Source organism: Bradyrhizobium liaoningense (assembly GCF_018130825.1).
In the GTDB taxonomy this organism is placed as follows: domain Bacteria; phylum Pseudomonadota; class Alphaproteobacteria; order Rhizobiales; family Xanthobacteraceae; genus Bradyrhizobium; species Bradyrhizobium liaoningense_B.
Genome location: NZ_JAFCJS010000005.1, coordinates 521,083 through 543,488, shown reverse-complemented (window position 1 = coordinate 543,488; position 22,406 = coordinate 521,083). Strand labels below are relative to the sequence as shown.

The 22,406-nt window shown below is 65.6% G+C and carries 24 protein-coding genes; 10 read left to right on the top strand and 14 right to left on the bottom strand.

Annotated features, from left to right (window positions below):
• Positions 1-6: 6 nt before the first annotated feature.
• Positions 7-420, top strand: coding sequence for a GFA family protein (locus JQ603_RS24410; protein ID WP_212343219.1), 414 nt, complete (start codon positions 7-9; stop codon positions 418-420).
• 10 nt (positions 421-430) lie between these two features.
• Here JQ603_RS24410 and adhP read toward each other — a convergent pair whose 3' ends face one another.
• The 11 genes from adhP to JQ603_RS24355 all read right to left on the bottom strand — a co-directional run bounded on the left by adhP (position 431) and on the right by JQ603_RS24355 (position 9,630).
• Positions 431-1,456: an alcohol dehydrogenase AdhP gene (gene adhP / locus JQ603_RS24405; protein ID WP_212343218.1), complete on the bottom strand. Its 1,026-nt coding sequence runs from the start codon at positions 1,454-1,456 to the stop codon at positions 431-433.
• 135 nt (positions 1,457-1,591) lie between these two features.
• On the bottom strand, positions 1,592-2,002 hold the full coding sequence (locus JQ603_RS24400) for a DUF2000 family protein (RefSeq protein ID WP_212343217.1): 411 nt from the start codon (positions 2,000-2,002) through the stop codon (positions 1,592-1,594).
• 120 nt (positions 2,003-2,122) lie between these two features.
• Positions 2,123-2,512 carry a DUF4189 domain-containing protein gene (locus tag JQ603_RS24395; protein ID WP_212343216.1) on the bottom strand — a complete coding sequence of 130 codons (390 nt, stop codon included), beginning with the start codon at positions 2,510-2,512 and terminating at the stop codon, positions 2,123-2,125.
• A gap of 213 nt (positions 2,513-2,725) precedes the next feature.
• Complete coding sequence (locus JQ603_RS24390; RefSeq protein WP_212343215.1) at positions 2,726-4,330, bottom strand: NTP transferase domain-containing protein; 1,605 nt, start codon at positions 4,328-4,330, stop codon at positions 2,726-2,728.
• The gene (locus JQ603_RS24385) at positions 4,327-5,028 is read right to left on the bottom strand and encodes an XdhC family protein (RefSeq protein ID WP_212343214.1); all 702 of its coding nucleotides are present in this window, start codon (positions 5,026-5,028) and stop codon (positions 4,327-4,329) included. Before JQ603_RS24385 ends, JQ603_RS24390 begins: the two co-directional genes overlap by 4 nt.
• 2 nt (positions 5,029-5,030) lie before the next feature.
• Positions 5,031-5,354, bottom strand: a complete 324-nt coding sequence (locus JQ603_RS24380) for an XdhC family protein (RefSeq protein WP_008564652.1) — start codon at positions 5,352-5,354, stop codon at positions 5,031-5,033.
• Positions 5,355-5,364: 10 nt separating this feature from the next.
• A complete protein-coding gene (locus JQ603_RS24375; RefSeq protein ID WP_212343213.1) occupies positions 5,365-6,567 on the bottom strand; it encodes a vWA domain-containing protein in 1,203 nt (400 codons plus the stop codon).
• A gap of 147 nt (positions 6,568-6,714) precedes the next feature.
• Complete coding sequence (locus tag JQ603_RS24370) at positions 6,715-7,653, bottom strand: AAA family ATPase (protein WP_212343212.1); 939 nt, start codon at positions 7,651-7,653, stop codon at positions 6,715-6,717.
• A gap of 61 nt (positions 7,654-7,714) precedes the next feature.
• Positions 7,715-8,521 (bottom strand): FAD binding domain-containing protein, encoded by an 807-nt coding sequence (locus JQ603_RS24365; RefSeq protein WP_212343211.1) that lies wholly within the window; start codon positions 8,519-8,521, stop codon positions 7,715-7,717.
• 27 nt (positions 8,522-8,548) lie between these two features.
• A complete protein-coding gene (locus tag JQ603_RS24360; RefSeq protein ID WP_008137528.1) occupies positions 8,549-9,034 on the bottom strand; it encodes a (2Fe-2S)-binding protein in 486 nt (161 codons plus the stop codon).
• Positions 9,035-9,183: 149 nt separating this feature from the next.
• Positions 9,184-9,630, bottom strand: coding sequence for an SRPBCC family protein (locus JQ603_RS24355; protein WP_212343210.1), 447 nt, complete (start codon positions 9,628-9,630; stop codon positions 9,184-9,186).
• Positions 9,631-9,800: 170 nt separating this feature from the next.
• Here JQ603_RS24355 and JQ603_RS24350 point away from each other — a divergent pair, with 170 nt between their 5' ends.
• From JQ603_RS24350 to JQ603_RS24340, 3 genes are all read left to right on the top strand, one after another.
• Positions 9,801-11,156: a 3-carboxy-cis,cis-muconate cycloisomerase gene (locus JQ603_RS24350; RefSeq protein WP_212343209.1), complete on the top strand. Its 1,356-nt coding sequence runs from the start codon at positions 9,801-9,803 to the stop codon at positions 11,154-11,156.
• A 16-nt stretch (positions 11,157-11,172) separates the two neighbouring features.
• On the top strand, positions 11,173-11,955 hold the full coding sequence (pcaD, locus tag JQ603_RS24345; protein WP_212343208.1) for a 3-oxoadipate enol-lactonase: 783 nt from the start codon (positions 11,173-11,175) through the stop codon (positions 11,953-11,955).
• A 129-nt stretch (positions 11,956-12,084) separates the two neighbouring features.
• The gene (locus tag JQ603_RS24340; RefSeq protein WP_130369245.1) at positions 12,085-12,477 is read left to right on the top strand and encodes a carboxymuconolactone decarboxylase family protein; all 393 of its coding nucleotides are present in this window, start codon (positions 12,085-12,087) and stop codon (positions 12,475-12,477) included.
• On the opposite strand, the gene JQ603_RS24335 is transcribed toward JQ603_RS24340, so the two are convergent.
• Positions 12,439-12,978 (bottom strand): hypothetical protein, encoded by a 540-nt coding sequence (locus JQ603_RS24335; protein WP_212343306.1) that lies wholly within the window; start codon positions 12,976-12,978, stop codon positions 12,439-12,441. The genes JQ603_RS24340 and JQ603_RS24335 overlap by 39 nt on opposite strands.
• Positions 12,979-13,265: 287 nt before the next feature.
• The gene (locus JQ603_RS24330) at positions 13,266-13,448 is read right to left on the bottom strand and encodes a hypothetical protein (RefSeq protein ID WP_212343207.1); all 183 of its coding nucleotides are present in this window, start codon (positions 13,446-13,448) and stop codon (positions 13,266-13,268) included.
• Positions 13,449-13,741: 293 nt separating this feature from the next.
• On the opposite strand from JQ603_RS24330, the gene JQ603_RS24325 reads away from it, so the two are divergent.
• The 5 genes from JQ603_RS24325 (at position 13,742) to JQ603_RS24305 (ending at position 18,850) form a co-directional block, all read left to right on the top strand.
• On the top strand, positions 13,742-14,659 hold the full coding sequence (locus JQ603_RS24325) for an ABC transporter permease subunit (RefSeq protein WP_211403805.1): 918 nt from the start codon (positions 13,742-13,744) through the stop codon (positions 14,657-14,659).
• Between the two features lie 11 nt (positions 14,660-14,670).
• A complete protein-coding gene (gene livM, locus JQ603_RS24320; RefSeq protein WP_212343206.1) occupies positions 14,671-15,990 on the top strand; it encodes a high-affinity branched-chain amino acid ABC transporter permease LivM in 1,320 nt (439 codons plus the stop codon).
• Positions 15,991-16,001: 11 nt separating this feature from the next.
• Positions 16,002-16,841: an ABC transporter ATP-binding protein gene (locus JQ603_RS24315; RefSeq protein ID WP_245003803.1), complete on the top strand. Its 840-nt coding sequence runs from the start codon at positions 16,002-16,004 to the stop codon at positions 16,839-16,841.
• Positions 16,838-17,581, top strand: a complete 744-nt coding sequence (locus tag JQ603_RS24310) for an ABC transporter ATP-binding protein (RefSeq protein ID WP_212343200.1) — start codon at positions 16,838-16,840, stop codon at positions 17,579-17,581. Before JQ603_RS24315 ends, JQ603_RS24310 begins: the two co-directional genes overlap by 4 nt.
• Before the next feature lie 150 nt (positions 17,582-17,731).
• A complete protein-coding gene (locus JQ603_RS24305; RefSeq protein ID WP_212343199.1) occupies positions 17,732-18,850 on the top strand; it encodes a branched-chain amino acid ABC transporter substrate-binding protein in 1,119 nt (372 codons plus the stop codon).
• A 79-nt stretch (positions 18,851-18,929) separates the two neighbouring features.
• Here JQ603_RS24305 and JQ603_RS24300 read toward each other — a convergent pair whose 3' ends face one another.
• Positions 18,930-19,316 carry a response regulator gene (locus tag JQ603_RS24300; RefSeq protein ID WP_212343197.1) on the bottom strand — a complete coding sequence of 129 codons (387 nt, stop codon included), beginning with the start codon at positions 19,314-19,316 and terminating at the stop codon, positions 18,930-18,932.
• A gap of 227 nt (positions 19,317-19,543) precedes the next feature.
• On the opposite strand from JQ603_RS24300, the gene JQ603_RS24295 reads away from it, so the two are divergent.
• Positions 19,544-22,369, top strand: coding sequence for a PAS domain S-box protein (locus JQ603_RS24295; RefSeq protein ID WP_212343195.1), 2,826 nt, complete (start codon positions 19,544-19,546; stop codon positions 22,367-22,369).
• Positions 22,370-22,406: the final 37 nt, after the last annotated feature.

The window sequence follows — 22,406 nt, the reverse complement described above, 5'->3', positions numbered from 1 at the left end:
ACTGCGATGGACAAGCCCTATACCGGCGGCTGCGGCTGCGGCGCGATCCGCTATTCGATTCTCGGTGAGCCGCTGTTCAGCAATCACTGCCAGTGCCGGGACTGCCAGCGGGAAAGCGGCAGCGGCCACGGCTCTTACGCGACCTTCGCGCGCGCCGGCGTCACGCTGAGCGGCGAGGCGAAGCATTGGGACATGGTCGGCGACAGCGGCAATGTGAAGACGCGCGGCTTTTGTCCGCAGTGCGGCCTGCCGGTCTACATGACCTTTGCCGCCATGCCCGATGTCTTCACCATCCGCGCCGCGAGCCTCGACGAGCCCACCCGCTACAAGCCGCAGGCGGTGACCTACGCCGCGCGCGGGCATGGCTGGGATCAGCTCGATCCGGACCTGCCGAAGTTCGAAGGCATGCCGCCGGCGTAAGTTACCGGCGCTAGCCAAAATCCAGCACCATGCGGCCGTCGATCTTGCCGGCCTTCATGCGGTCGAAGACGTTGTTGATCTCAGCGAGCGGCACCTTGGTCACCTCGGCCTTGACCTTGCCGTCGGCGGCGAAGCCAATGGCTTCGTCGAGGTCGCGGCGGGTGCCGACGATGGAGCCGCGCACGGTGATGCGCTTGAGCACGACGTCGAAGATCGGCGTCGGGAATTCGCCCGGCGGCAGGCCGACGAGGCTGACGGTGCCCTTCCGCCGGACCATCTTCAGCGCCTGCGCAAAAGCTGCGGTCGAGACCGCCGTCACCAGCACGCCATGCGCCCCTCCTCCGGTCGCTGCCAGCACCTTGTCCACCGCATCGGCTGCAAGCGCGTTGACCGCGAGATCGGCGCCGGTCTCGCGGGCGAGCGCGAGTTTGTCCTCGGCGATGTCGACCGCGGCGACTTTGAGTCCCATCGCCCTGGCGTACTGCACCGCGACATGGCCAAGCCCGCCGACGCCCGAGATCACGACCCACTCGCCGGGCTTCGCTTCGGTCTCCTTCAAGCCCTTGTAGGTGGTGACGCCCGCGCAGAGGATCGGCGCGACGCCGGCGAAATCGATCGTCGCCGGCAGCTTGGCGGCAAAGGCGGCGGAGGCGATGACATATTCGGCGAAGCCGCCGTTCACGCTGTAGCCGGTGTTGTGCTGGTGCTCGCACAGAGTCTCCCAGCCGGTCTCGCAATATTCGCACGACATGCAGGCATCGTGCAGCCAGGCGACGCCGACGGCATCGCCGACCTTCAGATTCTTCACACCGGGTCCGAGCGCCGCGACGACGCCGGCCGCTTCGTGGCCGGGGATGAAGGGCGGAACCGGCTTCACCGGCCAGTCGCCGGACGCCGCGTGCAGATCGGTGTGGCAGACACCACAAGCCTTCACCTTGACCAGGACCTCGCCGGGTCCGGGCTGCGGCACCGGTACGTCCTCGATCACCAGCGGCTTGCCGAATTGTCTGACGACTGCGGCTTTCATGGTCGGCATGGGTCTGCTCCGTTGCAACGTTTGGAGCAGACTAGCGATACCGCGCGGCGCGCCCTTGATTGGAGTCAAACGGCGCAAATTTATGCGCCACGGATATCATGATGACAGTGTCGTGACGGATAGCTGGACGCCGCGTCAGCTATGGAACTTCAAGCCATCGACGATCTTGTCGATCACCTTGCGCTCGGCGCGCATCGCGATGCCGACGAGATTGAGATCGGCACGCGCAACCGCCCTCACCGCCTCGCGGTTGGCGGCATCATGCGTGGTCCTGAACATGTCCTCGGTGTAGACGGCAGGCTTCACGTTGCGCGTCAGCGCGCGGTCGAGTGCGCGCGACAAGGCCGGGCCATCGGCGCCGTAGATCAGGATCGGCTGACCGATCAGCGCGTGATATGCCGTGCCCGAGGCGTCCTCATAGGGCTCGCCGATGCATTCGGGAAACGCAGCCGCAATGCCGCTGGTGAGAAAGGCCGCAACGTTGAGCTTCTGCCATGCCTGAAGATCGGTGCGGATCACGACGGCGATCTTGGTGTCGAACTGCATGTGTTTCCTCGATTGTCATTCCGGGGCGAGGCGCAGCATCGAACTAAGGTGCGCAATTGCGCACCTGAGAATCTCGAGATTCCGGGTTCGCGCTTCCGCGCGCCCCGGACAATACAAGAATCAGCCCTTGGCGTCGCAGGCCCAGGCGCGGATCACGCATTCCTTGCCGCCATATTTGTAGCATTCGCGCGTGGCGGCGTTGAGCGAGGCGGAGATCTTCGGCTTGACGGCATAGCCATAGGCGCCGCAGGGGTTTGTCATATCGACCGACATCGCGGCACAGGCGCGCTTCATCGTCACGGTGGTGCAATCGCCCTTGCACTGCTTCTGCGCAGCGGCGCGGGCTTCGTGCTCGGCGCCGTAGTCAAAGGCCTGGCCATAGGCACCGCATTTGCCGACTGCAATGGCGCCGGCGGCATGCGCATGCGTGATGTGGCGGGCGCCGGCAACACAGACCGAGAGCGCAAAGAAAAACATCGCGCAACGGCGCGCGACGACGTTCGAAGCCATGGAAAAACCCCTCACCCCCAAGGCAGGTGGCGGCAACTCTAAGCGGCGGTCGTTTCCAGATGGTGAACGGGTGGTTGAAATCGGCGGGTTTGGAAGGTGCCGTAGGGTGGGCAAAGCGCAGCCTGCCCACCAATTGTCAATCGCAACGAAGAGATGGTGGGCACGGCGCTACGCGCCTTTGCCCACCCTACGGCACCGTCGTTTGCGGCACCTTCATCCCCCTCGTGCCGCTTCCAGCGCCTGCGGCGTGTCGATGTCGAGGAAGGCGCTCTCGCCGTCGACCGGCACTTCGGCGACGGCCTCGGTGTGCTTGGCGATCAGATGCCGCGCGCCGACGTCGCCGTCGAGCGTCATCAACTCCTTGAAGAAGCGGCGCGACCACAGCACGGGGTTGCCGCGGCGGCCTTCGCTGACGGGCACGACGATGAGATTGCCGCGGTCCGGCGCAAAACTGTCGATCAGGCGGTCGATCAGGCCGGCGTCGATCAGCGGCATGTCGCCGAGGCAAACCAGGGCGCCGTCGCAGGTCTCCGGTACGGCCGCGATCCCGGCCTTGACCGAGCTGGCAATGCCGCCGGCGAAATCCGGATTCCTGACGAACTTCACCTTCAGGCCTTGCAGCGCCTGCTCGACCAGCTCGGTCTGATGGCCGGTGACGACGATCACCTCGGATGCTTTCGAGGCGAGCGCCTGCTCGGCCGCGATCCGCACCAGCTTCTTGCCGTCGAGTTCGGCGAGCAGCTTGTTCGGCCCGCCCATGCGCGTGGAACGGCCGGCCGCGAGCACGATGGCTGCGACCTGGCTGTTGCCCTCGGTCTCCGGCTGGGCGCGCGGCTGCGGACGCGTCACGATCTCCATCAAGAGGCCACCGACGCCCATGCCCATCAGCTCGGACCGCGTCACCTTGATGCCGGCGAGGAGCCGCATCAGGACCCAGTCGAACCCGTTCTCGACCGGCGAGCGCGCGCAGCCCGGTGCGCCCAGCACCGGCACATTGCCGGCCCGGGCGATCAGCAAGAGATTGCCGGGATCGACCGGCATGCCGAAATGCTCGATCTCGCCGCCGATCCCGGTGACGGCCGCCGGGATCACGTCGCGGCGGTCGGCGATCGCGGACGCCCCGAACACGATGACGAGCTCGGCGCCGAGCGCGAGCAATTCCTTGATCGCGGTCGACAGTGCGCGCTCATCGTGCTGGACCCGCCGCTCGGCGATGATGCTTGCGCCGGCTGGCGCAAGGCGCTCGGCGGTGACGCGCAGGGTCTTGTCGACCACCTTGGACGACAGGCCCGGCAGCAGCGTCGAGACCACGCCGACGCGTTTGATCACGTAAGGCGCGATCTTGAGGACGTCCTTGCCCGCGGCCTTCACCGCGGCATCGCGCAAGCTCCCCTCGACACCGAACGGGATGATCTTGACGGTGCCGACCATCTCGCCCTCGACCACCGGCTTGTAGGCGGTGAGCGTCGCAAAGGTAATGGCCTCGCCGATGTTGTTGATGCGGTCGACCGCGGCGCGATCGATCACCAGCACGCCGGGCTGTGCGGCGAACAGATTGGCGCGGCCGGTGAAGGCGCGCTCGACATGGATGCCCTCGCCGCCGACGGCAAGTGCAATGCTGGCGGCCGCGACGTCCTCGGAGACGTCGCCCGCCTCCATGCGGACCACGACGATATCCTTGATGCCGGCGCGCTCGAGCGCCTCGACCTCGGCAGGTCCGATCGTCGTGCCCTTCTTCAGCACCAGCGGTCCCTGGCGCAGGGTGTGGACGGTCACCCCGCCGATCGCATCCTTGGGGCTCGCCGGGCCGAACTTCATGCCGCTTCTTCTTTTTCTTTAGGAGGCAGGCGGAGCACCGCCGTGATCTCGGCCATGATCGACACCGCGATCTCGGACGGCGAGACCGCGCCGATTGCAAGGCCGATCGGCGCGTGGATGCGCGCGATGTCGCTTTCCTTGGCGCCCTGCGCCCGCAGCCGGTCACCGCGCTTGGCGTGCGTCTTCCGCGAGCCGAGCGCACCGATATAGAAGCAGTTGCGCTCGAAGGCGTGCAGCAGCGCGGGATCGTCGATCTTGGGATCGTGCGTCACCGCGACGAACGCCGTATAGGCGTCGACATTGAGCGGCGGCAGCGCGGTGTCGGGCCATTCGGCAACAAGCGGAATGTCGGGGAAGCGCTCGGGGCTCGCAAACGCCGTGCGGGGATCAACGACGGTGACGTCATAGCCGAGCGAGCGCGCCAGCGGTGCCAGGGCCTGGCTGATATGGACCGCGCCGATGATGACGAGCTTTGCCGTCGGTGCGTAGACGTTGAGGAACAGCTTCTTGCCGCCGGCCTCGACATTGGCGCTCTTGCCCATGCGAAGCTGCTTTTCCAGCTCGGCCCGCAGCGAGTCCTTGGCGAAGTCCGCCGCCTTCACCAGGCGCTGCTCGCCGGTCTCGGTGTCGGTCACCAGGATCACGGGCCGGCGCGCGGCGCGCTCGGCGTTGAGTTCGTGCAGGATCGCGAGCTTCACGGCTAGCCGACCTTCTCGACGAAGACGCGGATGGTGCCGCCGCAAGACAGCCCGACATTCCAGGCGGTCTCGTCGGCGACGCCGAACTCCAGCATTTTTGGCTTGCCGCTCTCGATCACGTCCATGGCCTCGGTGACCACGGCGCCCTCGACGCAGCCGCCGGAGACGGAGCCCAGGAACGTCCCCTCGTCATTGATGACGAGGCTCGAGCCCGCCGGGCGCGGGGCCGAACCCCAGGTCTCGACGACCGTCGCCAGCGCGACGCCACGGCCGGCCTTCTGCCAGTCCTCCGCCGCCTTCAGGATGTCCTCGTCGCGATCGAGCATGGCTGGCCTCTCAAGCTGCGGAGCGGATCAGGCTGCGGTGATGCGGCGGCAGCGGCTGGGAGAGCGTCGTGATCAGCTCCTGGATCGAACTCAAATTATGTACCGGGCGGAATTCGTCAACGTGCGGGAGCATCATTTTGATGCCCTGCGCCTTGGCCTCGAAGCCGCCGAACCGCAGCAGCGGGTTGAGCCAGATCAGCCGCCGGCAGGAGCGATGCAGCCGGTCCATCTCGAAGGCGAGCCTGGAATCGGCCTCCCGCTCCAGCCCGTCGGAGATCAGGAGCACGATGGCGCCCTGGCTCAGCACCCGCCGCGCCCACAATTTGTTGAAGTTGTGCAGCGAGGCCGAGATCCGGGTGCCGCCGGCCCAGTCCTCGACCGAGGCCGAGCAGCTCGCCAGCGCCTCGTCGGGATCGCGCTGGCGCAGCGCGCGGGTGACGTTGGTCAGGCGCGTGCCAAACAGGAATACCGAGACGCGCTTTCGCGCATCCGTGATCGCATGCAGAAAATGCAGGAACAGGCGGGTGTACTCGCTCATCGAGCCCGAGATGTCGAGCAGCGCGACGATCGGCGCCGGCTTCTCGATCCGCCCGAGGCGATGGATGTCGATGATGTCGCCGCCGGTGCGCAAGGATGCGCGCAGCGTGCGGCGCAGGTCGAGGCGCAGGCCCCGCGGATCGGGCCGGTGCCGGCGCGTCAGCAGCTCGGCCTGCGGCAGGTGCATCCGCTCGATGGCGCGGAGAGCTTCCGTGATCTCCGCCGCGCTCATCTGCGCGAAATCCTTCTTCTGAAGGATTTCCTTGTCGGACACCGACAGGCGCAGATCCTGCTCCTGATGCTGCGGCGTCTCGGTCATGCGCGGCTGCGACATCGCCTCCTGGACGCGGCGGGCGCCGGCCTGCGGCTTCTTCTTGGCCTGCTCCGGCAGCGGCACCGAATCCAGCATGTGCTTCCATTCCTCCGAGGCGCGGAAGAACAGGTTGAAAGCCTGCTTGAAGATCAGCGCATGCTCGTGGCGCTTGACGAAGATCGCCTCCAGCGTGGTGAAGACGTCGGAGCGGTTGCCGATGTCGATCACCTGGAGCGCGCTCATGGCATCGATGACGGCGCCCGGCCCAACCGGCATGCCGGCGGAGCGCAGCGCGCGGGCGAAGCCGACGATGTTGTCGGCGAACTGCTCGGTCTGCTCGGGGGCAAGGTGGTTGATGGCCATGGTCTATCCTCGCTCCGTCATTCCGGGGCGTCGCGAAGCGACGAACCCGGAATCCAGAGATTGTGGCGCGAGATTCTCAGGTGCGCAATTGCGCACCAGAGTTCGCGCTGACGCGCGCCCCGGAATGACAAGCTCAACTGACGCGCGTCAATTCTCGCTCGTCGCTTCCTTCAGCACCTTCTGCAAGGCATCGCCCTGCATGCGGGTGATGTCGTCCTGGTACTTGAGCAGCGCGCCCAGCGTGTCGCCGACCACTTGCGGCGTCAGCGAGCGGGCATCTAACTCCGACAGCGCGGTGGCCCAGTCGATGGTCTCGGCGACACCAGGCGACTTGTAGAAGTCCTGGTTGCGCAGCGCCTGCACGAAACGCACGACCTGCTGCGACAGCTTCGCGGAGATGCCGGGCACGCGCGTCTTGACGATCGCGAGCTCACGCTCGGCGGCGGGATAATCGACCCAGTGATAGAGGCAGCGCCGCTTCAGCGCGTCGTGGATCTCGCGGGTGCGGTTGGAGGTGATGATGACGATCGGCGGATGCGGCGCCTTCACGGTGCCGAATTCGGGGATGGTCACCTGGAAGTCACTGAGGATTTCGAGCAGGTAGGCTTCGAACGCCTCGTCGGCGCGGTCGAGCTCGTCGATCAGGAGCACCGGCGGCCCGGCAACGTCGGGCTCCAGCGCCTGCAGCAGCGGCCGCTTGATCATGTAGCGGTCGGCGAAGATGTCGCTCGAGAGTTGATCGCGATCGGTGTCGCCGGCGGCTTCCGCCATCCGGATCGCGATCATCTGCGCCGCGCTGTTCCACTCGTAGACCGCGGAGGAGACGTCGAGGCCCTCGTAGCACTGCAGGCGGATCAGCTTCCGCCCCAGCGCTGCCGACAGCACCTTCGCGATCTCGGTCTTGCCGACGCCGGCCTCCCCTTCCAGGAACAGCGGCCGGCCCATCCGCAGCGACAGATAGGTCACCGTCGCCAGCGACCGCTCGGCCAGATAGCCGCGCGAGGTCAAGAGTTCGAGCATCGCATCGACCGATGCCGGCAATACAGCTGAAGTATTGGCACCGGAAGTATTGGCCGCTGAAGTCATGAAAGGCCAGTCTCGTTTACGCCCTCACGGGGCAAGTCTTGTGCCGGGGAGTGAGGTCACCTCACTCCTTGGCGTTGGCGGCATCGAGGGCGCGGCGCGTCAGCACCCCGATCAGATGGGCGCGGTATTCGGCGCTGCCGTGGATGTCGCTGTTGAGGCCTTCCGCCGGCACCTCGATGCCTTCGATCGCCTTCGACGCGAAGCGCTTCTTCAGTGCCTCCTCGAACGCGGTGACACGGAACACGCCTTCGGACCCGGCGCCGGTGACGGCGACCCGCACGTCCGACGGACGGCGCGCCACGAACACGCCGACCAGCGCGTAGCGCGAGGCCTGGTTGCGGAATTTGACGTAAGCGGCCTTCTTCGGCAGCGGGAACATCACCTTGGTGATGATCTCGTCGGCTTCCAGCGCGGTCGTGAACAGGCCCTGGAAATACTCCTCGGCCTTGAGGCGGCGCTTGTTGGTGACGATGGTGGCGCCGAGCGCGAGCACCGCGGCCGGATAGTCCGCGGTCGGATCGTTGTTGGCGAGCGAGCCGCCGATCGTGCCCCTGTGGCGCACGGCGGGATCGCCGATCCCGCCGGCAAGGCTTGCCAGCGCCGGGATCGCCTCACCGACGACCGCGGAGGTCGCGACCTCCGCGTGCTTGGCGGTCGCGCCGATCACGAGCGAGCGGCCCTTCATCTCGATCGTGTTGAGCCCCTCGATGTGGGAGAGGTCGACCAGATGCGGCGGGCTTGCGAGGCGCTGCTTCATGACGGGAATCAGCGTGTGGCCGCCGGCGATCACCTTGGCGTCCTCGTTCTTCACCAGGAGGTTGGCCGCCTGGCGCACGGTGCCCGGGCGATGATATTTGAATTCGTACATCTGAATGTCCTGATCGCGGGATGCGCGTTACGCGAGATCGGATTTCGCCATCGCCTTGGCGCCGGCGGAGATCGAGGCGACGATGTTCTGGTAGCCGGTGCAGCGGCAGAGATTGCCTTCCAGCTCCTCGCGGATGGTGTGATCGTCGAGCTCGTTGCCCTTGCGGTGCACGATGTCGATCGCGGTCATGATCATGCCCGGCGTGCAGAAGCCGCACTGCAGGCCATGGTGCTCGCGGAAGGCTTCCTGCATCGGATGCAGCGGTGCGCCGTCGGCGGCCAGTCCCTCGATCGTCTTGACCTCGTGACCGTCGGCCATCACGGCAAGCGTGGTGCAGGACTTCACGGCCTTGCCGTCGAGATGCACGACGCAGGCGCCGCACTGCGAGGTGTCGCAGCCGACATGGGTGCCGGTCAGGCGCAGATTCTCGCGCAGGAACTGCACCAGAAGCGTGCGGGGATCGACGTTGGCCGTGACAGGATTGCCGTTCACGATGAGGGAGATTTTTGCCATAAGCACTCTCTATCAGCGCCCCGACGGGTCCCGTCGAAGCGGTTCTTATAATTATTCCAACCCATCATATGGGCCATTGTCCCCTGGGGCAACATCACCCCGGACGCAAGGCGCCATGCCGAAAGGCGATAGGTTTCAGCCCTGTACCGCTAGCCCTGTACAGCTTTGGCGAAGTTCGCGAAAAACTCGTCGGCCAGCTTCTTCGCGGTGCCGTTGATCAGGCGCTGTCCGAGCTGCGCCAACTTGCCGCCGATCTGCGCCTCGACATCGTAGGAGAGCAGCGTGCCGCCGTCCTTCTCCGCGAGCTTGACCGCGGCCCCGCCCTTGGCGAAGCCGGCCACCCCGCCCTCGCCTTCGCCTGAGATCTTGTAGCCGTTCGGCGGGTCGAGATCCGAGAGCATCACCTTGCCCTTGAAGCGCGCCGACACCGGGCCGACCTTCATTTTTGCCGTTGCACGGAAGCCGCCGTCCTCGGTCTTCTCCAGCTCCTCGCAGCCGGGGATGCAGGCCTTCAGCACCTCGGGATCGTTGAGCTTGGCCCACACGGCCTCGCGCGGCGCTGCGAGCTGGACTTCGCCGTTCATCGTCATGGCCATGGGGTGCCTCCCGGGATCGCGTCAGAATAATATTGCTCAAGTAACGCACGAAGGCCGCAAAGGAAAGGGCGCCCCCGGTCACGTGCAATGCATATTCGCAACTGCAAAAAGCTTGCGCGAGCTGTTTTGGATTGGCAGAGCCGCGCCATGATGGTTAGGTCCCGCACGATATGAGCACATCCCTCTCCCCCCTGCTCGCGCCGATGCTGTCGAGCGCAGCCATGCGCGCCGTCTGCGACGACCAGTCGACCCTGCAGAACATGCTCGATTTCGAGGCAGCGCTGGCGCGGGCCGAGGCCGCCACGGGTGTGATTCCACAGGCCGCGGTCGGCCCGATCGAAGCTGCCTGCAAGGCCTCCTCCTTCGACATCTCGGCCCTCGCCGACGCCGCAACGCGATCCGGCAATCTCGCGATTCCCCTGGTCAAGGCGCTGACCGCCAATGTCGCGAAAGCCGATGCGGAGGCCGCGCGCTACGTGCATTGGGGCGCGACCAGCCAGGACGTCATCGACACCGCGACCATGCTCACCCTTCGCGCCGGCATCGATGCACTCGATGCCGACCTCAGCCGCGCCATCAAGGGTTTTGCGGCGCTCGCCCGCGCCCATCGCAACACCGCCATGGTGGCGCGGACCTGGCTCCAGCACGCGCTGCCGATGCCGTTCGGGCTCAAGGCGGCGGAGTACGCGTCAAGCCTCGCCCGCGCCCGCTGTCGCCTCAGGCGTCTCCGTCGCGAGGGCCTGGCACTGCAATTCGGCGGCGCCGCCGGCACGCTCGCCGCCCTCGGTGACAACGGGCTCGTCGTTGCAGAAAGATTGGCGCAGGAGCTGAACCTGCCGCTGCCGGAAGCGCCCTGGCACACCCATCGCGACCGCATCGCGGAAGCCGCATCGGCTTTTGCGATTCTCGCTGGCAGCTGCGGCAAGATCGCGCGCGACGTCTCGCTGCTGATGCAGACCGATGTCGGCGAAGCCTTCGAGCCCGCCGGCGAAGGTCGCGGCGGCTCCTCGACCATGCCGCACAAGCGCAACCCGGTCGCCGCCGCAAGCGCGCTCGGTGCAGCCACCATGGCGCCGCAGCTCACTGCCACGATTTTGGCCGCGCAGGTGCAGGACCATGAGCGCAGCGCCGGCCCGTGGCATGCGGAATGGCCGACGCTGCCGCAATTGATGCTGGTCGCCTCCGGCGCGCTCGTGGCGATCGTCGACATCGCCGAGGGCCTCGACGTCGATGCCGCGCGGATGCGCAGCAATCTCGATGCGACGCACGGGCTGATCATGGCTGAGGCCGTCACCTTCGCGTTGGCAGACAAGATCGGCAAGAGCGACGCGCACCACCTGATCGAGGCCGCGAGCAAGCGCGCGGTCGCCGAGAAGAAGCATCTGCGCGAGGTGCTGTCAGCCGATTCGCAGGTCACCGCGCATCTCGCTCCGGAAAAAATTGCGGCATTGTTCGAGCCGATGGCCTATCAAGGGGCGTCGCAAGCTCTGATCGACCGGCTGCTCGACAGCCTCGATCGCGAATAAAAACGGAGACGCCCGCATGCCCATGATCGATGCCGACGGTTGCCTGCTCAACGTCTCCGTCGAGGGCCGCGACGGCGGGCCGACCCTGATGCTCTCCAACTCGCTCGGCTGCACGCTGCAGATGTGGGAGCCGCAGATGAAGGCGCTGACGCAGGTGTTCCGCGTCATCCGCTACGACCGCCGCGGCCACGGCAAGTCCAACGTTCCGCCCGGCCCCTACACGATGGAGCGGTTCGGCCGCGACGTGCTCGCGATCCTCGACGATCTCAACATCGAGAAGGTGCATTGGTGCGGCCTGTCGATGGGCGGCATGGTCGGGCAATGGCTGGGCGCGAATGCGCCTGAAAGATTCGGCAAGCTCATCCTCGCCAACACCTCCTGCTATTACGCCGAGCCGACCAAATGGCTGGAGCGCATCGACGCGGTGAAGAAGGGCGGCATCGCAGCGGTCGCCGATGCCGTGCTCGCGGGATGGCTCACCCAGGATTTCCGTGAGCGCGAGCCCGAGATCACCGCGCGGATGAAATCGATGCTGGTCGCCTCCCCCGTCGAAGGCTATCTGGCCTGCTGCGAGGCGCTGTCGACGCTCGACCAGCGCGCACTGCTGCCGAAGATCAAGAGCCCGACATTGGTGATCGCCGGCCGTCACGACATGGCAACCCCGATCTCGGCCGCCGAGCTGATCCGCTCCAGCATTCCAGGCGCCAGCATGACCATCATCGACGCCGCGCACATTTCCAACGTCGAGCAGCCGCACGCGTTCACGGATGCGGTGGTGGGATTTTTGACGCAACGCTAGTTGTTATCACCGTCATTCCGGGACGCCTCGAAGAGGCGAACCCGGAATCTCGAGATTCTCAGGTGCGCAATTGCGCACCATAGTTCGATGCTTCGCATCGCCCCGGAATGACTGATCTGGAGAAACACCATGGACGACCAGAAGCGCCGCGATGCCGGCATGAACGTCCGGCGAAAAGTGCTGGGCAATGCCTGGGTCGACAAGTCGATCACGAACCGCAACGCCTTCAACACCGATTTCCAGGACCTGATCACGCGCTATGCCTGGGGCGAGATCTGGACGCGGCCGCATTTCGACGAGCGCACGCGGCGGGTGCTCGTCATCGGCACCATGGTCGCGCTCGGGCAATGGGACGAATTCCGCCTGCACGTGCGCGCGGCGCTCGCCGAGGGCGGCTTCACGCCCGATGACATCAAGGAAATCCTGCTCCAGCAGGCGATCTATTGCGGCGTGCCGGCGGCGAACCACGCCGTCAAGGAAGCCTCAGCGATTGTGCAGGAGCTCGGCCTGCTCAAGTCGTAGCGGCTCGAGACTTGGCGGCGCGGCAGCCTCGACGGCCTTGGGCGCCGCCTCCGGCCGCTCGATCACCAGCACGATCGCAGCCCCCAAGAGCAGCAGAAGCTCGGTGGCATGCAGGCGGAGGGCGGCCATCTCGCCGACCTTCGAGGCCATGACCATGCTCGCAAACGAGATCAGGCTGCCGATCACGAGCGCAATGGCGAGCGCCTCGTCACTGCCGCCGTTCTTGCGGGTCCGGGGAATGCAGAGCAGCGCGAGGTAGATCGCAAAGAACGCCACGACCGTCAGCCGTCCCAGCGCCAGCAGCCAGGCCGCGCGCACCGTATCCATCCCCGCCATCTGGAGATGATCGCTGAGGAACAGCGCCACCGCGACGCTCGGCCGCTCGTAGAGGCCGTGCACCGGTGCAACAAAGATGTTGAAGGTGACCAGCGCCCAAGCCGGAATGAAATAGGCCGCCAGCAGCGCGCCGTTGACCGAGCCGATCCGCCAATTCCTGAACATGCCGCTACCCGCTTCGCCTGCCATCCGCCTCCGAGGGGAAGGCTTTGCGGGGAGCTAACTCGCATCAGACTGCGGCGGCAATTTAAACCCTTCGTTTACCTTAACTGGCCCCCGCGCCTTCGTCATTCCGGGGCAATGCGCAGCATTGAACTATGGTGCGCAATTGCGCACCTGAGAATCTCGAGATTCCGGGTCTGGTCCTTCGGACCATCCCGGAATGACGGAGGAAGACGCAAAGAAAAAGGCCCCGCCTTTCGGCGGGGCCCTCCTACTCCCGGGCTTCCAAACTATTCGTCCTGATTGCGCTGGCCACCCTGCTGGCCGGGCCGATCGCCCTGGCGCATCGGGTCGTTCTGCTGCTGCTGTCCGGGTTTCTGACCGCCGCCCTGCTGCTGCCCTGGCTGACCTGGGCGCTGCTGGCCGGGGGTCTGACTCTGCTGGCCCGGATTCTGGTTCTGCTGCTTCGTCATTCGGGGAAACTCCCTTGTTGGACGTCAGAGGGGTCATAACGGCCGGCCTCCATTTTGGTTGCCCTGCGGAACCCGGTTCCTCGCACCTCGGAACCGCCGGGATGACATCCGTAACCGAAATGACCTCTGTACAAGACCTTCTGCCGAGGCGTGAGCTGTTGCGGCCGCCAGTTCCCTCCTGTTACAAAACCGGCAGAACGCTCAAGGGCTGCCGGGGCCCAAGAACTCTTCTCGAAGAGCTCCCTTTGAGCCGCGTCAGGTTTGGTAACGGCAGTCTTGGGTAACGGCAGTCCATGGATTATTTCGCCCAGCAGCTCATCAACGGCCTCGTCCTGGGCTCCATCTACGGCCTGATCGCGATCGGCTACACGATGGTCTACGGCATCGTCGGCATGATCAATTTCGCCCATGGCGACGTCTTCATGATCGGCGGCTTCATCGCCCTGATCACCTTCCTGATCCTGGTTTCGCTCGGCCTCACTGCGATCCCCGTGATCCTGCTCGTGGTGCTGCTGGTGTCGATGGCGATCACCGCGCTCTACGGCTGGACCATCGAGCGCATCGCCTACCGCCCGCTGCGCCATTCCTTCCGCCTCGCCCCGATGCTGTCGGCGATCGGCATGTCCTTCGTGCTGACCAATTATTCGCAGGTGGCGCAAGGCGCCCGGGTCAAGCCGATCCCGCCCTTCATCACCGGCGGCTACACCTTGCATGAGAGCACGGACGGCTTCGTCATCCAGCTCTCCAACATCCAGATCATGGTGGTCGTCACCACCATCGTGCTGCTGGCGATCTTCACCTGGCTGGTGTCGCGCACCCGGCTCGGACGCGACATGCGCGCCTGCGAGCAGGACCAGACCATGGCGGCGCTGCTCGGCGTCGATGTCGACCGCACCATCTCCATGACGTTCGTGATCGGCGCGGCGCTCGCCGCGGTCGCCGGCCTGATGTACCTGCTCTATTACGGCCTGGTCGACTTCTTCATGGGCTTCGTCGCCGGCATCAAGGCGTTCACCGCGGCCGTGCTCGGCGGCATCGGCTCGCTGCCGGGTGCCATGCTCGGGGGTCTTGCGATCGGCCTGATCGAGACGTTCTGGTCGGCCTATTTCTCGGTCGAATACAAGGACGTCGCGGCGTTCTCGATCCTGATCGTCGTGCTGATCTTCATGCCGACCGGCCTGCTCGGCCGTCCCGAAGTCGAAAAAGTCTGACGGGCGCGCGCGTGACGGCTCCCTCGCTCAATACCGCCAAACCTGCAACGGGCATCCTTGCTCTCCTCAAGACCGCCTTCATCAACGCCCTCGTCGCGCTGGTGTTGTTCTCGCTGATGGTCGGCATCCGTACCGAGGCAGGCTCCGACGGCCAGCTCACCTATATGACGCGTTTCGGCGAGCTCGCCTCTCTCGTCGGCATCGTGTTCGGCGGCTCGATCGTGATCGAGCTATTGCGGCAATGGATCGGCCCGACCGGCACCGAGAAGCTGGTGCCGCCGGCGATACAAAGCGGAATGTCGTTCGTCGGCCGCTACCTCGCGCCGGCGCTTCTGATCTTCACGCTGCTGGTACCTGTCATTTTCTATAACCAGCGCTACATCCTCGATCTCGCGATCCTCGTACTCACCTATGTGATGCTGGGCTGGGGATTGAACGTGGTGGTCGGGCTCGCCGGCCTGCTCGATCTCGGCTATGTCGCATTCTATGCGGTGGGCGCCTATTCCTACGCGCTGCTCGCCACCAATTTCGGCTGGTCGTTCTGGGTCTGCCTGCCGCTCGCCGGCATCCTCGCCGCGTTCTGGGGCGTGCTGCTCGGCTTCCCAGTGCTGCGCCTGCGCGGCGACTACCTCGCCATCGTGACGCTGGCCTTCGGCGAGATCATCCGCCTCGTCATCATCAACTGGCAGAGTTTGACCGGTGGTCCCAACGGCGTCTCCGGCATTCCCCGTCCCACCTTCTTCGGCATTCCGCTCGACAACAGCGATGACGGGTTAGCAGCAAAACTCGGCATCGAGTACTCCTCGACCCACCGCATCGTCTTCCTGTTCTACCTGATCCTGGCGCTGGCGCTGCTCACCAACTGGGTGACGATCCGCCTGCGCCGCCTGCCGATCGGCCGTGCCTGGGAGGCCTTGCGCGAGGACGAGGTCGCCTGCCGCGCGCTCGGCATCAACACCACGACGACGAAGCTCACGGCATTTGCGACTGGCGCCATGTTCGGCGGCTTCGCCGGCGCGTTCTTCGCCACCCGGCAGGGCTTTATCAGCCCGGAATCCTTCACCTTCCAGGAATCGGCGCTGGTGCTGGCCATCGTCGTGCTCGGCGGCATGGGCTCGCAGCTCGGCGTCGCGCTCGCCGCGCTCGCCATGATCGGCGGCTTCGAGCTGTTCCGCGGCCTCGAGACCTACCGCATGCTGGTGTTCGGCATGGCCATGGTGCTGATCATGATCTGGCGGCCGCGCGGCCTGATCGGCCATCGTGCCCCGACCGTGTATCTGACCAAGGCGCAGGCGATCTCCTCCGACCTCGTCAAGGAAGGGCACGGATGAGCGGCGACGAGATGAGTGACAAGATTGGCGACAAGATTCTTGGCGTCGACCGGCTGACCATGCGCTTCGGCGGCATCGTCGCGGTGCAAGACCTCTCCTTCGCCGCCGAGCGGAAGAAGATCACCGCGCTGATCGGGCCGAACGGCGCCGGCAAGACCACTGTCTTCAACTGTATCACCGGCTTCTACAAGCCGACCGGCGGCACCATCCGCCTCGCCCATGACGACGACCGGGTCATCGCGCTGGAACGGCTGAACGATTTCCGCATCGCCAAGCAGGCCAAGGTCGCGCGCACCTTCCAGAACATCCGCCTGTTTCCCGGCATGACCGCGCTGGAAAACCTGATGGTGGCGCAGCACAATGCCTTGATGCGCGCCTCCGGCTTCACCCTGCTCGGCCTCGTCGGCGCCCCCGTGTACCGGGACGCCGAGAAGCACGCGATCGATCTCGCCACCGACTGGCTGAGGCGTGTCAACCTGCTCGACCGCGCCGACGACGCCGCGGGCAACCTCGCCTATGGCGACCAGCGCCGGCTCGAGATCGCGCGCGCGATGTGCACCGAGCCCGCGCTTTTGTGCCTGGACGAGCCCGCCGCCGGCCTCAATGCGCGCGAGAGCGCCGCTCTCAGCGAGCTTTTGCTCTCGATCCGCAACGATGGCACCTCGATCCTGCTGATCGAGCACGACATGTCGGTGGTGATGGAGATCTCCGACCACATCGTGGTGATGGACCACGGGGTGAAGATCGCGCAAGGCACGCCGCGCGAGGTCCGCGACGATCCCAAGGTGATCGCCGCCTATCTCGGCACCGACGAGGAAGAGGCGGCGGCCGTGATGGAGGGCGGGACGTGACGGCGGCCCCCACTCCCCTGCTCGCGATCCGGTCCCTGCGCGCCGCCTACGGCAAGATCGAGGCGCTGAAGGGCGTCGACGTCGAGATCAATGCCGGCGAGATCGTAGCGCTGATCGGCGCCAACGGCGCCGGCAAGTCGACGCTGATGATGACGATCTTCGGCAAGCCGCGGGCCCGCGCCGGCCAGATCCTGTACGAAGGCCGCGACATCACCGACGTGCCGACCCATGAGATCGCGCATTTGCGCATCGCGCAATCGCCGGAGGGTCGCCGCATCTTCCCGCGCATGAGCGTGGCGGAAAACCTCCAGATGGGGGCCGATGCCACCGGGTGCACCGATGCGGAGCGCGAGGCGACGCTCCAGCGCGTCTTCACGCTGTTTCCCCGGCTGAAGGAACGCTACGCCCAGCGCGGCGGAACCCTGTCCGGCGGCGAGCAGCAGATGCTGGCGATCGGCCGCGCCTTGATGAGCCGTCCCCGCCTGCTCCTGCTCGACGAGCCCTCGCTCGGGCTCGCGCCACTGATCGCCCGCCAGATTTTCGACGCGATCCGCACCCTGAACCGGCAGGACGGCCTGACCGTCCTGATCGTCGAGCAGAACGCCAACCATGCGCTCAAGCTCGCCCACCGTGGCTATGTCATGGTCAACGGCCTGATCACGCTGGCCGGGACCGGCGCCGAGTTGCTGCAGCGCCCTGAGATTCGCGCCGCCTATCTGGAAGGCGGCCGGCACGGCTGAGTGCGGCCATCTGCAGCGCAATGTGGCGAGATATCTCCGCCAATGCCCGTATTTTGCCGGTGACTTCTCCTCGAATTCATTCAAGAATGGCGCCGGTTTGGACCGGGCATGCCCGGCGACTTCCACAGGCGACCACCCGCGAGGTATCTCATGAAATCACTGAAGCTCATCGGTCTGGCATTCGGCGCGTCGATCGCGCTGTCGAGCGCGGCATTCGCGCAGGATGTCACCATCGCAGTCGCAGGCCCGATGACCGGCGGCGAGTCGGCCTTCGGCCGCCAGATGAAGAACGGCGCCGAAATGGCGGTGGCGGATATCAACGCCGCCGGCGGCGTCAACGGCAAGAAGCTTGCGCTCTCGGTCGAGGACGATGCCTGCGACCCGAAGCAGGCACGCTCGATCGCCGAGAAGATCGCCGGCGCCAAGATCCCCTTCGTCGCCGGGCACTATTGCTCGTCGTCGTCGATTCCCGCCTCCGAGGCCTATGCGGACGGCAACGTCCTTCAGATCACCCCGGCCTCGACCAACCCGCTCTTCACCGAGCGCAAGCTCTGGAACGTGGCGCGCGTCTGCGGCCGCGACGATCAGCAGGGCCTGATCGCGGCGCAGTACATCGCCAAGAACTTCAAGGGCAAGAACATCGCGATCCTCAACGACAAGACCACCTACGGCAAGGGTCTTGCGGACGAGACCAAGAAGGCGCTCAACAAGGCCGGCATCACCGAGAAGATGTACGAGTCCTATAACAAGGGCGACAAGGACTTCAACGCGATCGTCTCGCGCCTGAAGCGCGACAACATCGACCTCGTCTATGTCGGCGGCTACCATCAGGAGAGCGGCCTGATCCTGCGCCAGATGCGTGACCAGGGCCTCAAGACGGTGCTGATGGCCGGCGACGCGCTCGCCGACAAGGAGTACGCCTCCATCACCGGCCCCGCCGGCGAAGGCACCCTGTTCACCTTCGGCCCCGATCCGCGCAACAAGCCGACGGCCAAGAAGATCGTCGACGCCTTCAAGGCCAAGAACATCGACCCCGAAGGCTATACGCTCTACACCTACGCGGCGATGCAGGTGTGGTCGCAGGCGGCCAAGAAGGCGGGCACCACCGACGCCAAGAAGGTCATGGAAGCGATGAAGGCCGGCAAGTGGGACACCGTGATCGGCCCGATCGAGTATGACGCCAAGGGCGACATCAAGCAGATCGATTACGTCGTCTACAAATGGGACGCCAAGGGCGGCTACACCGAGATCAAGGGCAGCGGCACCTAACGCGCTTGCCGGGCCTCAGGCTGCCATCCAACCCTCACAACGCCCCGGCTTGCCCGGGGCGTTTCTTCTTGCGCCAAAGTCAGACGGCTGCGGGCAGCTCTCCGCCCGCCGCGGCCTGGGCCTTCCGCAGTGCCTGCAGGAGGTCGTTCGGCCGAAACGGCTTTTGCAGGCAGACCACATTGGCGAGGTGAGGCGCTTGGTCCAGGAAATCCAGCGTCGTCATCCCGGACACCGCAATGATGGGGAGTCCCGGCGCACGCTCGCGCAGGCTCGCGATGACGTCGACGCCACTGGTGTCACCAAGGAAGATATCGACGATTACCGCGTCACACGGGCTTTCCGCGAAGGCTTTCAGCCCGGCCGCACCGCTTTCGGCCTCCACGACCTCGAAGCGATTGACCCGGAGAACGATCGCGACCATCGCGCGGACGTCCTTCTGGTCGTCGATGATGAGAACGCGGGGCATAGGGAACAACTCCCGGATATTGAGATCAAATCGAATGATTCAAACCTGGAACCCACCACGACGGAAGGGCATTATGGCACCGTCCAGTAAAGCGCATCTTACCCGTCCCCTATACCGCGTCCCCACCAAAATTAAGTAAACTGTAACCTTCGGTTGAGTCGCCGCCGCAACGGTACAGGATACGAGCCTATAACCCGCTACCATAGAGCCGGCCCACGGCAACCCGAATGACGTCGACGATGATGGCGAAGACCGGTCTGCGAGAGGTGGACGTGCCCGCAACGATCGACCGAAGCACATTCCTTTCGACCCTGCCGGCCGCCTCGACCGACCGCACCGCCGCATTGGCGATCGTCGGCGTGTCCGCGATCCTGTTCGCGCTGGCCGTTCCCTTCGCAGGTATCCCGCTCCTGCCCGTTCCCGCCTTTGTCGCGAGTTATCAGTCCGCCCTTGCCGTCAGCGACACCGTCACCGCGGTGCTGCTGCTGTCGCAGTTTTCGGTTTTGCGGACCCGCGCGTTGCTGTGGCTCGCGACCGGCTATCTGTTCACCGCCGCCGCCGCCGTGGTCCATGCCCTCACCTTCCCCGGCCTGTTCACGCCGACCGGGCTTCTCGGCGCCGGCCGGCAGACCACGGTCTGGCTCTACATGATCTGGCACGCCGGCTTTCCGATCTGCGTGCTGGGCTATGCCTGGTTGAAGGAGGCCGATGGCGGCGCCAGGATTCGCGGCACGACGACCGGCGCGATCTGCGGCATCGTGTTCGGCGTCATCGCCGCCATGGCCGTCTTCGCCTGGATCGTCACGGCCCAGCACGAGTTGCTCCCGGTCCTGCTGCGCGACGGCCGCTACACGCCGACCATGATCGGCGTCGTGTCCTTCGTGTGGTCGCTGAGCTTTGCCGCGCTCGTCTCGCTGTGGTTTCGCAAGCCGCATTCGGTGATCGACATCTGGCTCATGGTCGTGATGTGCGCCTGGCTGTTCGACATCGCGCTCTCGGCGATCGTGAACGTCGCGCGCTTCGATCTCGGCTTCTACGCCGGCCGCCTCTATGGCCTCTGCTCGGCGACCTTCGTGCTCGCGGTGCTCCTGGTCGAGAACGTCCGCCTCCAGGCCCAGACCGCGGGCATGGTCGGCGCATTGAAACGCCGATCGGACGCCGAGCGCGACTATCACGCCGAGCGCGAGCGGCTTTTCACCGCGGTCGTCGAATCCTCCAACGACGCCATCATCACCAAGTCGCTCGACGGCACGATCACGACCTGGAACCACGCGGCCGAGCGCGTCTTCGGCTACTCCGCCAGCGAGGCGGTCGGCCGCTCCATCGACATCATCATGCCGGACGACCAGCTTGAAGACATCGCCGAGAACCTGGCGCGCACGCGCAATGGCGAGGTCATCGACCAGCAGGAGGCGGTGCGGCTGCACAAGAACGGTCAACCGATCGACGTGGTGCTGAGCCAGGTGCCGCTGCGATCAACCGACGGCAAGATCATCGGCGCCTCCAAGGTGGCCCGCGACGTGACGGAGCGGAAGCGAGCCGAGATGGCTCTCAATCGGGAGATCGAGGAGCGCCAGCGCATCTTCGAGACCTCGCAGGACCTGATCCTGGTCACCGATGGTTTTGGCAATTTCATCCAGGTCAGCCCCAGCGTGAAGACCATCCTCGGCTTCAGCCCGGAGGACATGGTCGGGCACAGTGCAATCGAGTTCATCCACCCCGACGACCTCGAGAAGACGCGCGGTGAGATGCGCGCGGCGCGGCGCGGGGCGGTCAAGCGCAGCTTCGAGGCGCGCTACTACCATCACGACGGTCACGAGGTCACGCTGAACTGGATGGGCACCTGGTCCGCGCCCGTGAAACGCCATTTCTTCATCGGCCGTGACCTCACCGAGAAACAGGCTGCCGAGGCTCAACTCAGGCAGGTCCAGAAGATGGACTCCATCGGCCAGCTCACCGGCGGCGTCGCCCACGACTTCAACAACGTGCTGACCGTCATCACCGGCACGATCGGCATCCTGGCGGATGCCGTCGCCGACCGGCCGGAGCTTGCCGCCATCACCAAGCTGATCGACGATGCCGCCGAGCGCGGCGCGCAACTGACCAAGCATCTGCTTGCCTTCGCCCGCAAGCAGCCGCTCCAGCCGCGCGAGATCGACGTCAATGCGCTGGCGCTCGAGGCCGCCAAGCTCCTGCATCCGACGCTGGGCGAGCAGATCACCATCATGCCGCAGCTCACCGAGGATGCCTGGCCGACGCTGGTCGATCCCGGCCAGCTCTCCACCGCGATCCTCAATCTGGCGCTGAACGCGCGCGATGCCATGCCCGACGGCGGCACCCTGGTGCTGGAGACACGCAACGTCTTCCTCGACGACGGCTATGCCAGCATGAACCCCGACGTCACCGCCGGCAATTACGTGATGATCGCGGTCAGCGACACCGGTAGCGGCATTCCGGCCGATCTGATCGATCGGGTGTTCGACCCGTTCTTCACGACCAAGGAGGTCGGCAAGGGCACCGGCCTCGGGCTCAGCATGGTGTTCGGCTTCGTCAAGCAGTCCGGCGGACACATCAAGATCTACAGCGAGGAAGGCCACGGCACGAGCGTGAAGATCTACCTGCCGCGCTCGACCGGCGTGCAGGAGACCGAGTTCGAGGCGCTCCAGAACGCCCCCATCGCCGGCGGCGACGAGAAGATCCTGATCGTCGAGGACGACGCACTGGTGCGGCAATATGTGGTGACCCAGGTCAAGAGCCTCGGCTATGCGGCGCTGGAGGCCGCCAACGCGGCCGAAGCCCTCACCATCATCGATGCCGACAAGAACATCGACCTGCTCTTCACCGACATCATCATGCCGGGCGCCATGAACGGCCGCCAGCTCGCCGACGAGGCCGCCCGCCGCCGCCCCGACCTGAAGACGCTGTTCACCTCGGGCTACACCGAGAATGCCATCGTCCATCACGGCAGGCTCGATTCCGGCGTGCTGCTGCTGGCCAAGCCCTACCGCAAGTCCGAGCTTGCCAAGATGCTCAGGACCGCGCTGGCGAGTTGAGCCGAAGGTAGCGGTGCGCTATCGCTAATGTCCGCAG

Excerpts from the sequence above, each read along its gene's own strand:
- JQ603_RS24410 (WP_212343219.1), top strand. The coding sequence starts at position 7 with ATGGACAAGCCCTATACCGGCGGCTGCGGCTGCGGCGCGATCCGCTAT.
- adhP (WP_212343218.1), bottom strand. The coding sequence starts at position 1,456 with ATGCCGACCATGAAAGCCGCAGTCGTCAGACAATTCGGCAAGCCGCTG.
- JQ603_RS24400 (WP_212343217.1), bottom strand. The coding sequence starts at position 2,002 with ATGCAGTTCGACACCAAGATCGCCGTCGTGATCCGCACCGATCTTCAG.
- JQ603_RS24395 (WP_212343216.1), bottom strand. The coding sequence starts at position 2,512 with ATGGCTTCGAACGTCGTCGCGCGCCGTTGCGCGATGTTTTTCTTTGCG.
- JQ603_RS24390 (WP_212343215.1), bottom strand. The coding sequence starts at position 4,330 with ATGAAGTTCGGCCCGGCGAGCCCCAAGGATGCGATCGGCGGGGTGACC.
- JQ603_RS24380 (WP_008564652.1), bottom strand. The coding sequence starts at position 5,354 with ATGCTCGATCGCGACGAGGACATCCTGAAGGCGGCGGAGGACTGGCAG.
- JQ603_RS24375 (WP_212343213.1), bottom strand. The coding sequence starts at position 6,567 with ATGGCCATCAACCACCTTGCCCCCGAGCAGACCGAGCAGTTCGCCGAC.
- JQ603_RS24370 (WP_212343212.1), bottom strand. The coding sequence starts at position 7,653 with ATGACTTCAGCGGCCAATACTTCCGGTGCCAATACTTCAGCTGTATTG.
- JQ603_RS24365 (WP_212343211.1), bottom strand. The coding sequence starts at position 8,521 with ATGTACGAATTCAAATATCATCGCCCGGGCACCGTGCGCCAGGCGGCC.
- JQ603_RS24360 (WP_008137528.1), bottom strand. The coding sequence starts at position 9,034 with ATGGCAAAAATCTCCCTCATCGTGAACGGCAATCCTGTCACGGCCAAC.
- JQ603_RS24355 (WP_212343210.1), bottom strand. The coding sequence starts at position 9,630 with ATGGCCATGACGATGAACGGCGAAGTCCAGCTCGCAGCGCCGCGCGAG.
- JQ603_RS24350 (WP_212343209.1), top strand. The coding sequence starts at position 9,801 with ATGAGCACATCCCTCTCCCCCCTGCTCGCGCCGATGCTGTCGAGCGCA.
- pcaD (WP_212343208.1), top strand. The coding sequence starts at position 11,173 with ATGCCCATGATCGATGCCGACGGTTGCCTGCTCAACGTCTCCGTCGAG.
- JQ603_RS24340 (WP_130369245.1), top strand. The coding sequence starts at position 12,085 with ATGGACGACCAGAAGCGCCGCGATGCCGGCATGAACGTCCGGCGAAAA.
- JQ603_RS24335 (WP_212343306.1), bottom strand. The coding sequence starts at position 12,978 with ATGTTCAGGAATTGGCGGATCGGCTCGGTCAACGGCGCGCTGCTGGCG.
- JQ603_RS24330 (WP_212343207.1), bottom strand. The coding sequence starts at position 13,448 with ATGACGAAGCAGCAGAACCAGAATCCGGGCCAGCAGAGTCAGACCCCC.
- JQ603_RS24325 (WP_211403805.1), top strand. The coding sequence starts at position 13,742 with ATGGATTATTTCGCCCAGCAGCTCATCAACGGCCTCGTCCTGGGCTCC.
- JQ603_RS24315 (WP_245003803.1), top strand. The coding sequence starts at position 16,002 with ATGAGTGACAAGATTGGCGACAAGATTCTTGGCGTCGACCGGCTGACC.
- JQ603_RS24305 (WP_212343199.1), top strand. The coding sequence starts at position 17,732 with ATGAAATCACTGAAGCTCATCGGTCTGGCATTCGGCGCGTCGATCGCG.
- JQ603_RS24300 (WP_212343197.1), bottom strand. The coding sequence starts at position 19,316 with ATGCCCCGCGTTCTCATCATCGACGACCAGAAGGACGTCCGCGCGATG.
- JQ603_RS24295 (WP_212343195.1), top strand. The coding sequence starts at position 19,544 with ATGACGTCGACGATGATGGCGAAGACCGGTCTGCGAGAGGTGGACGTG.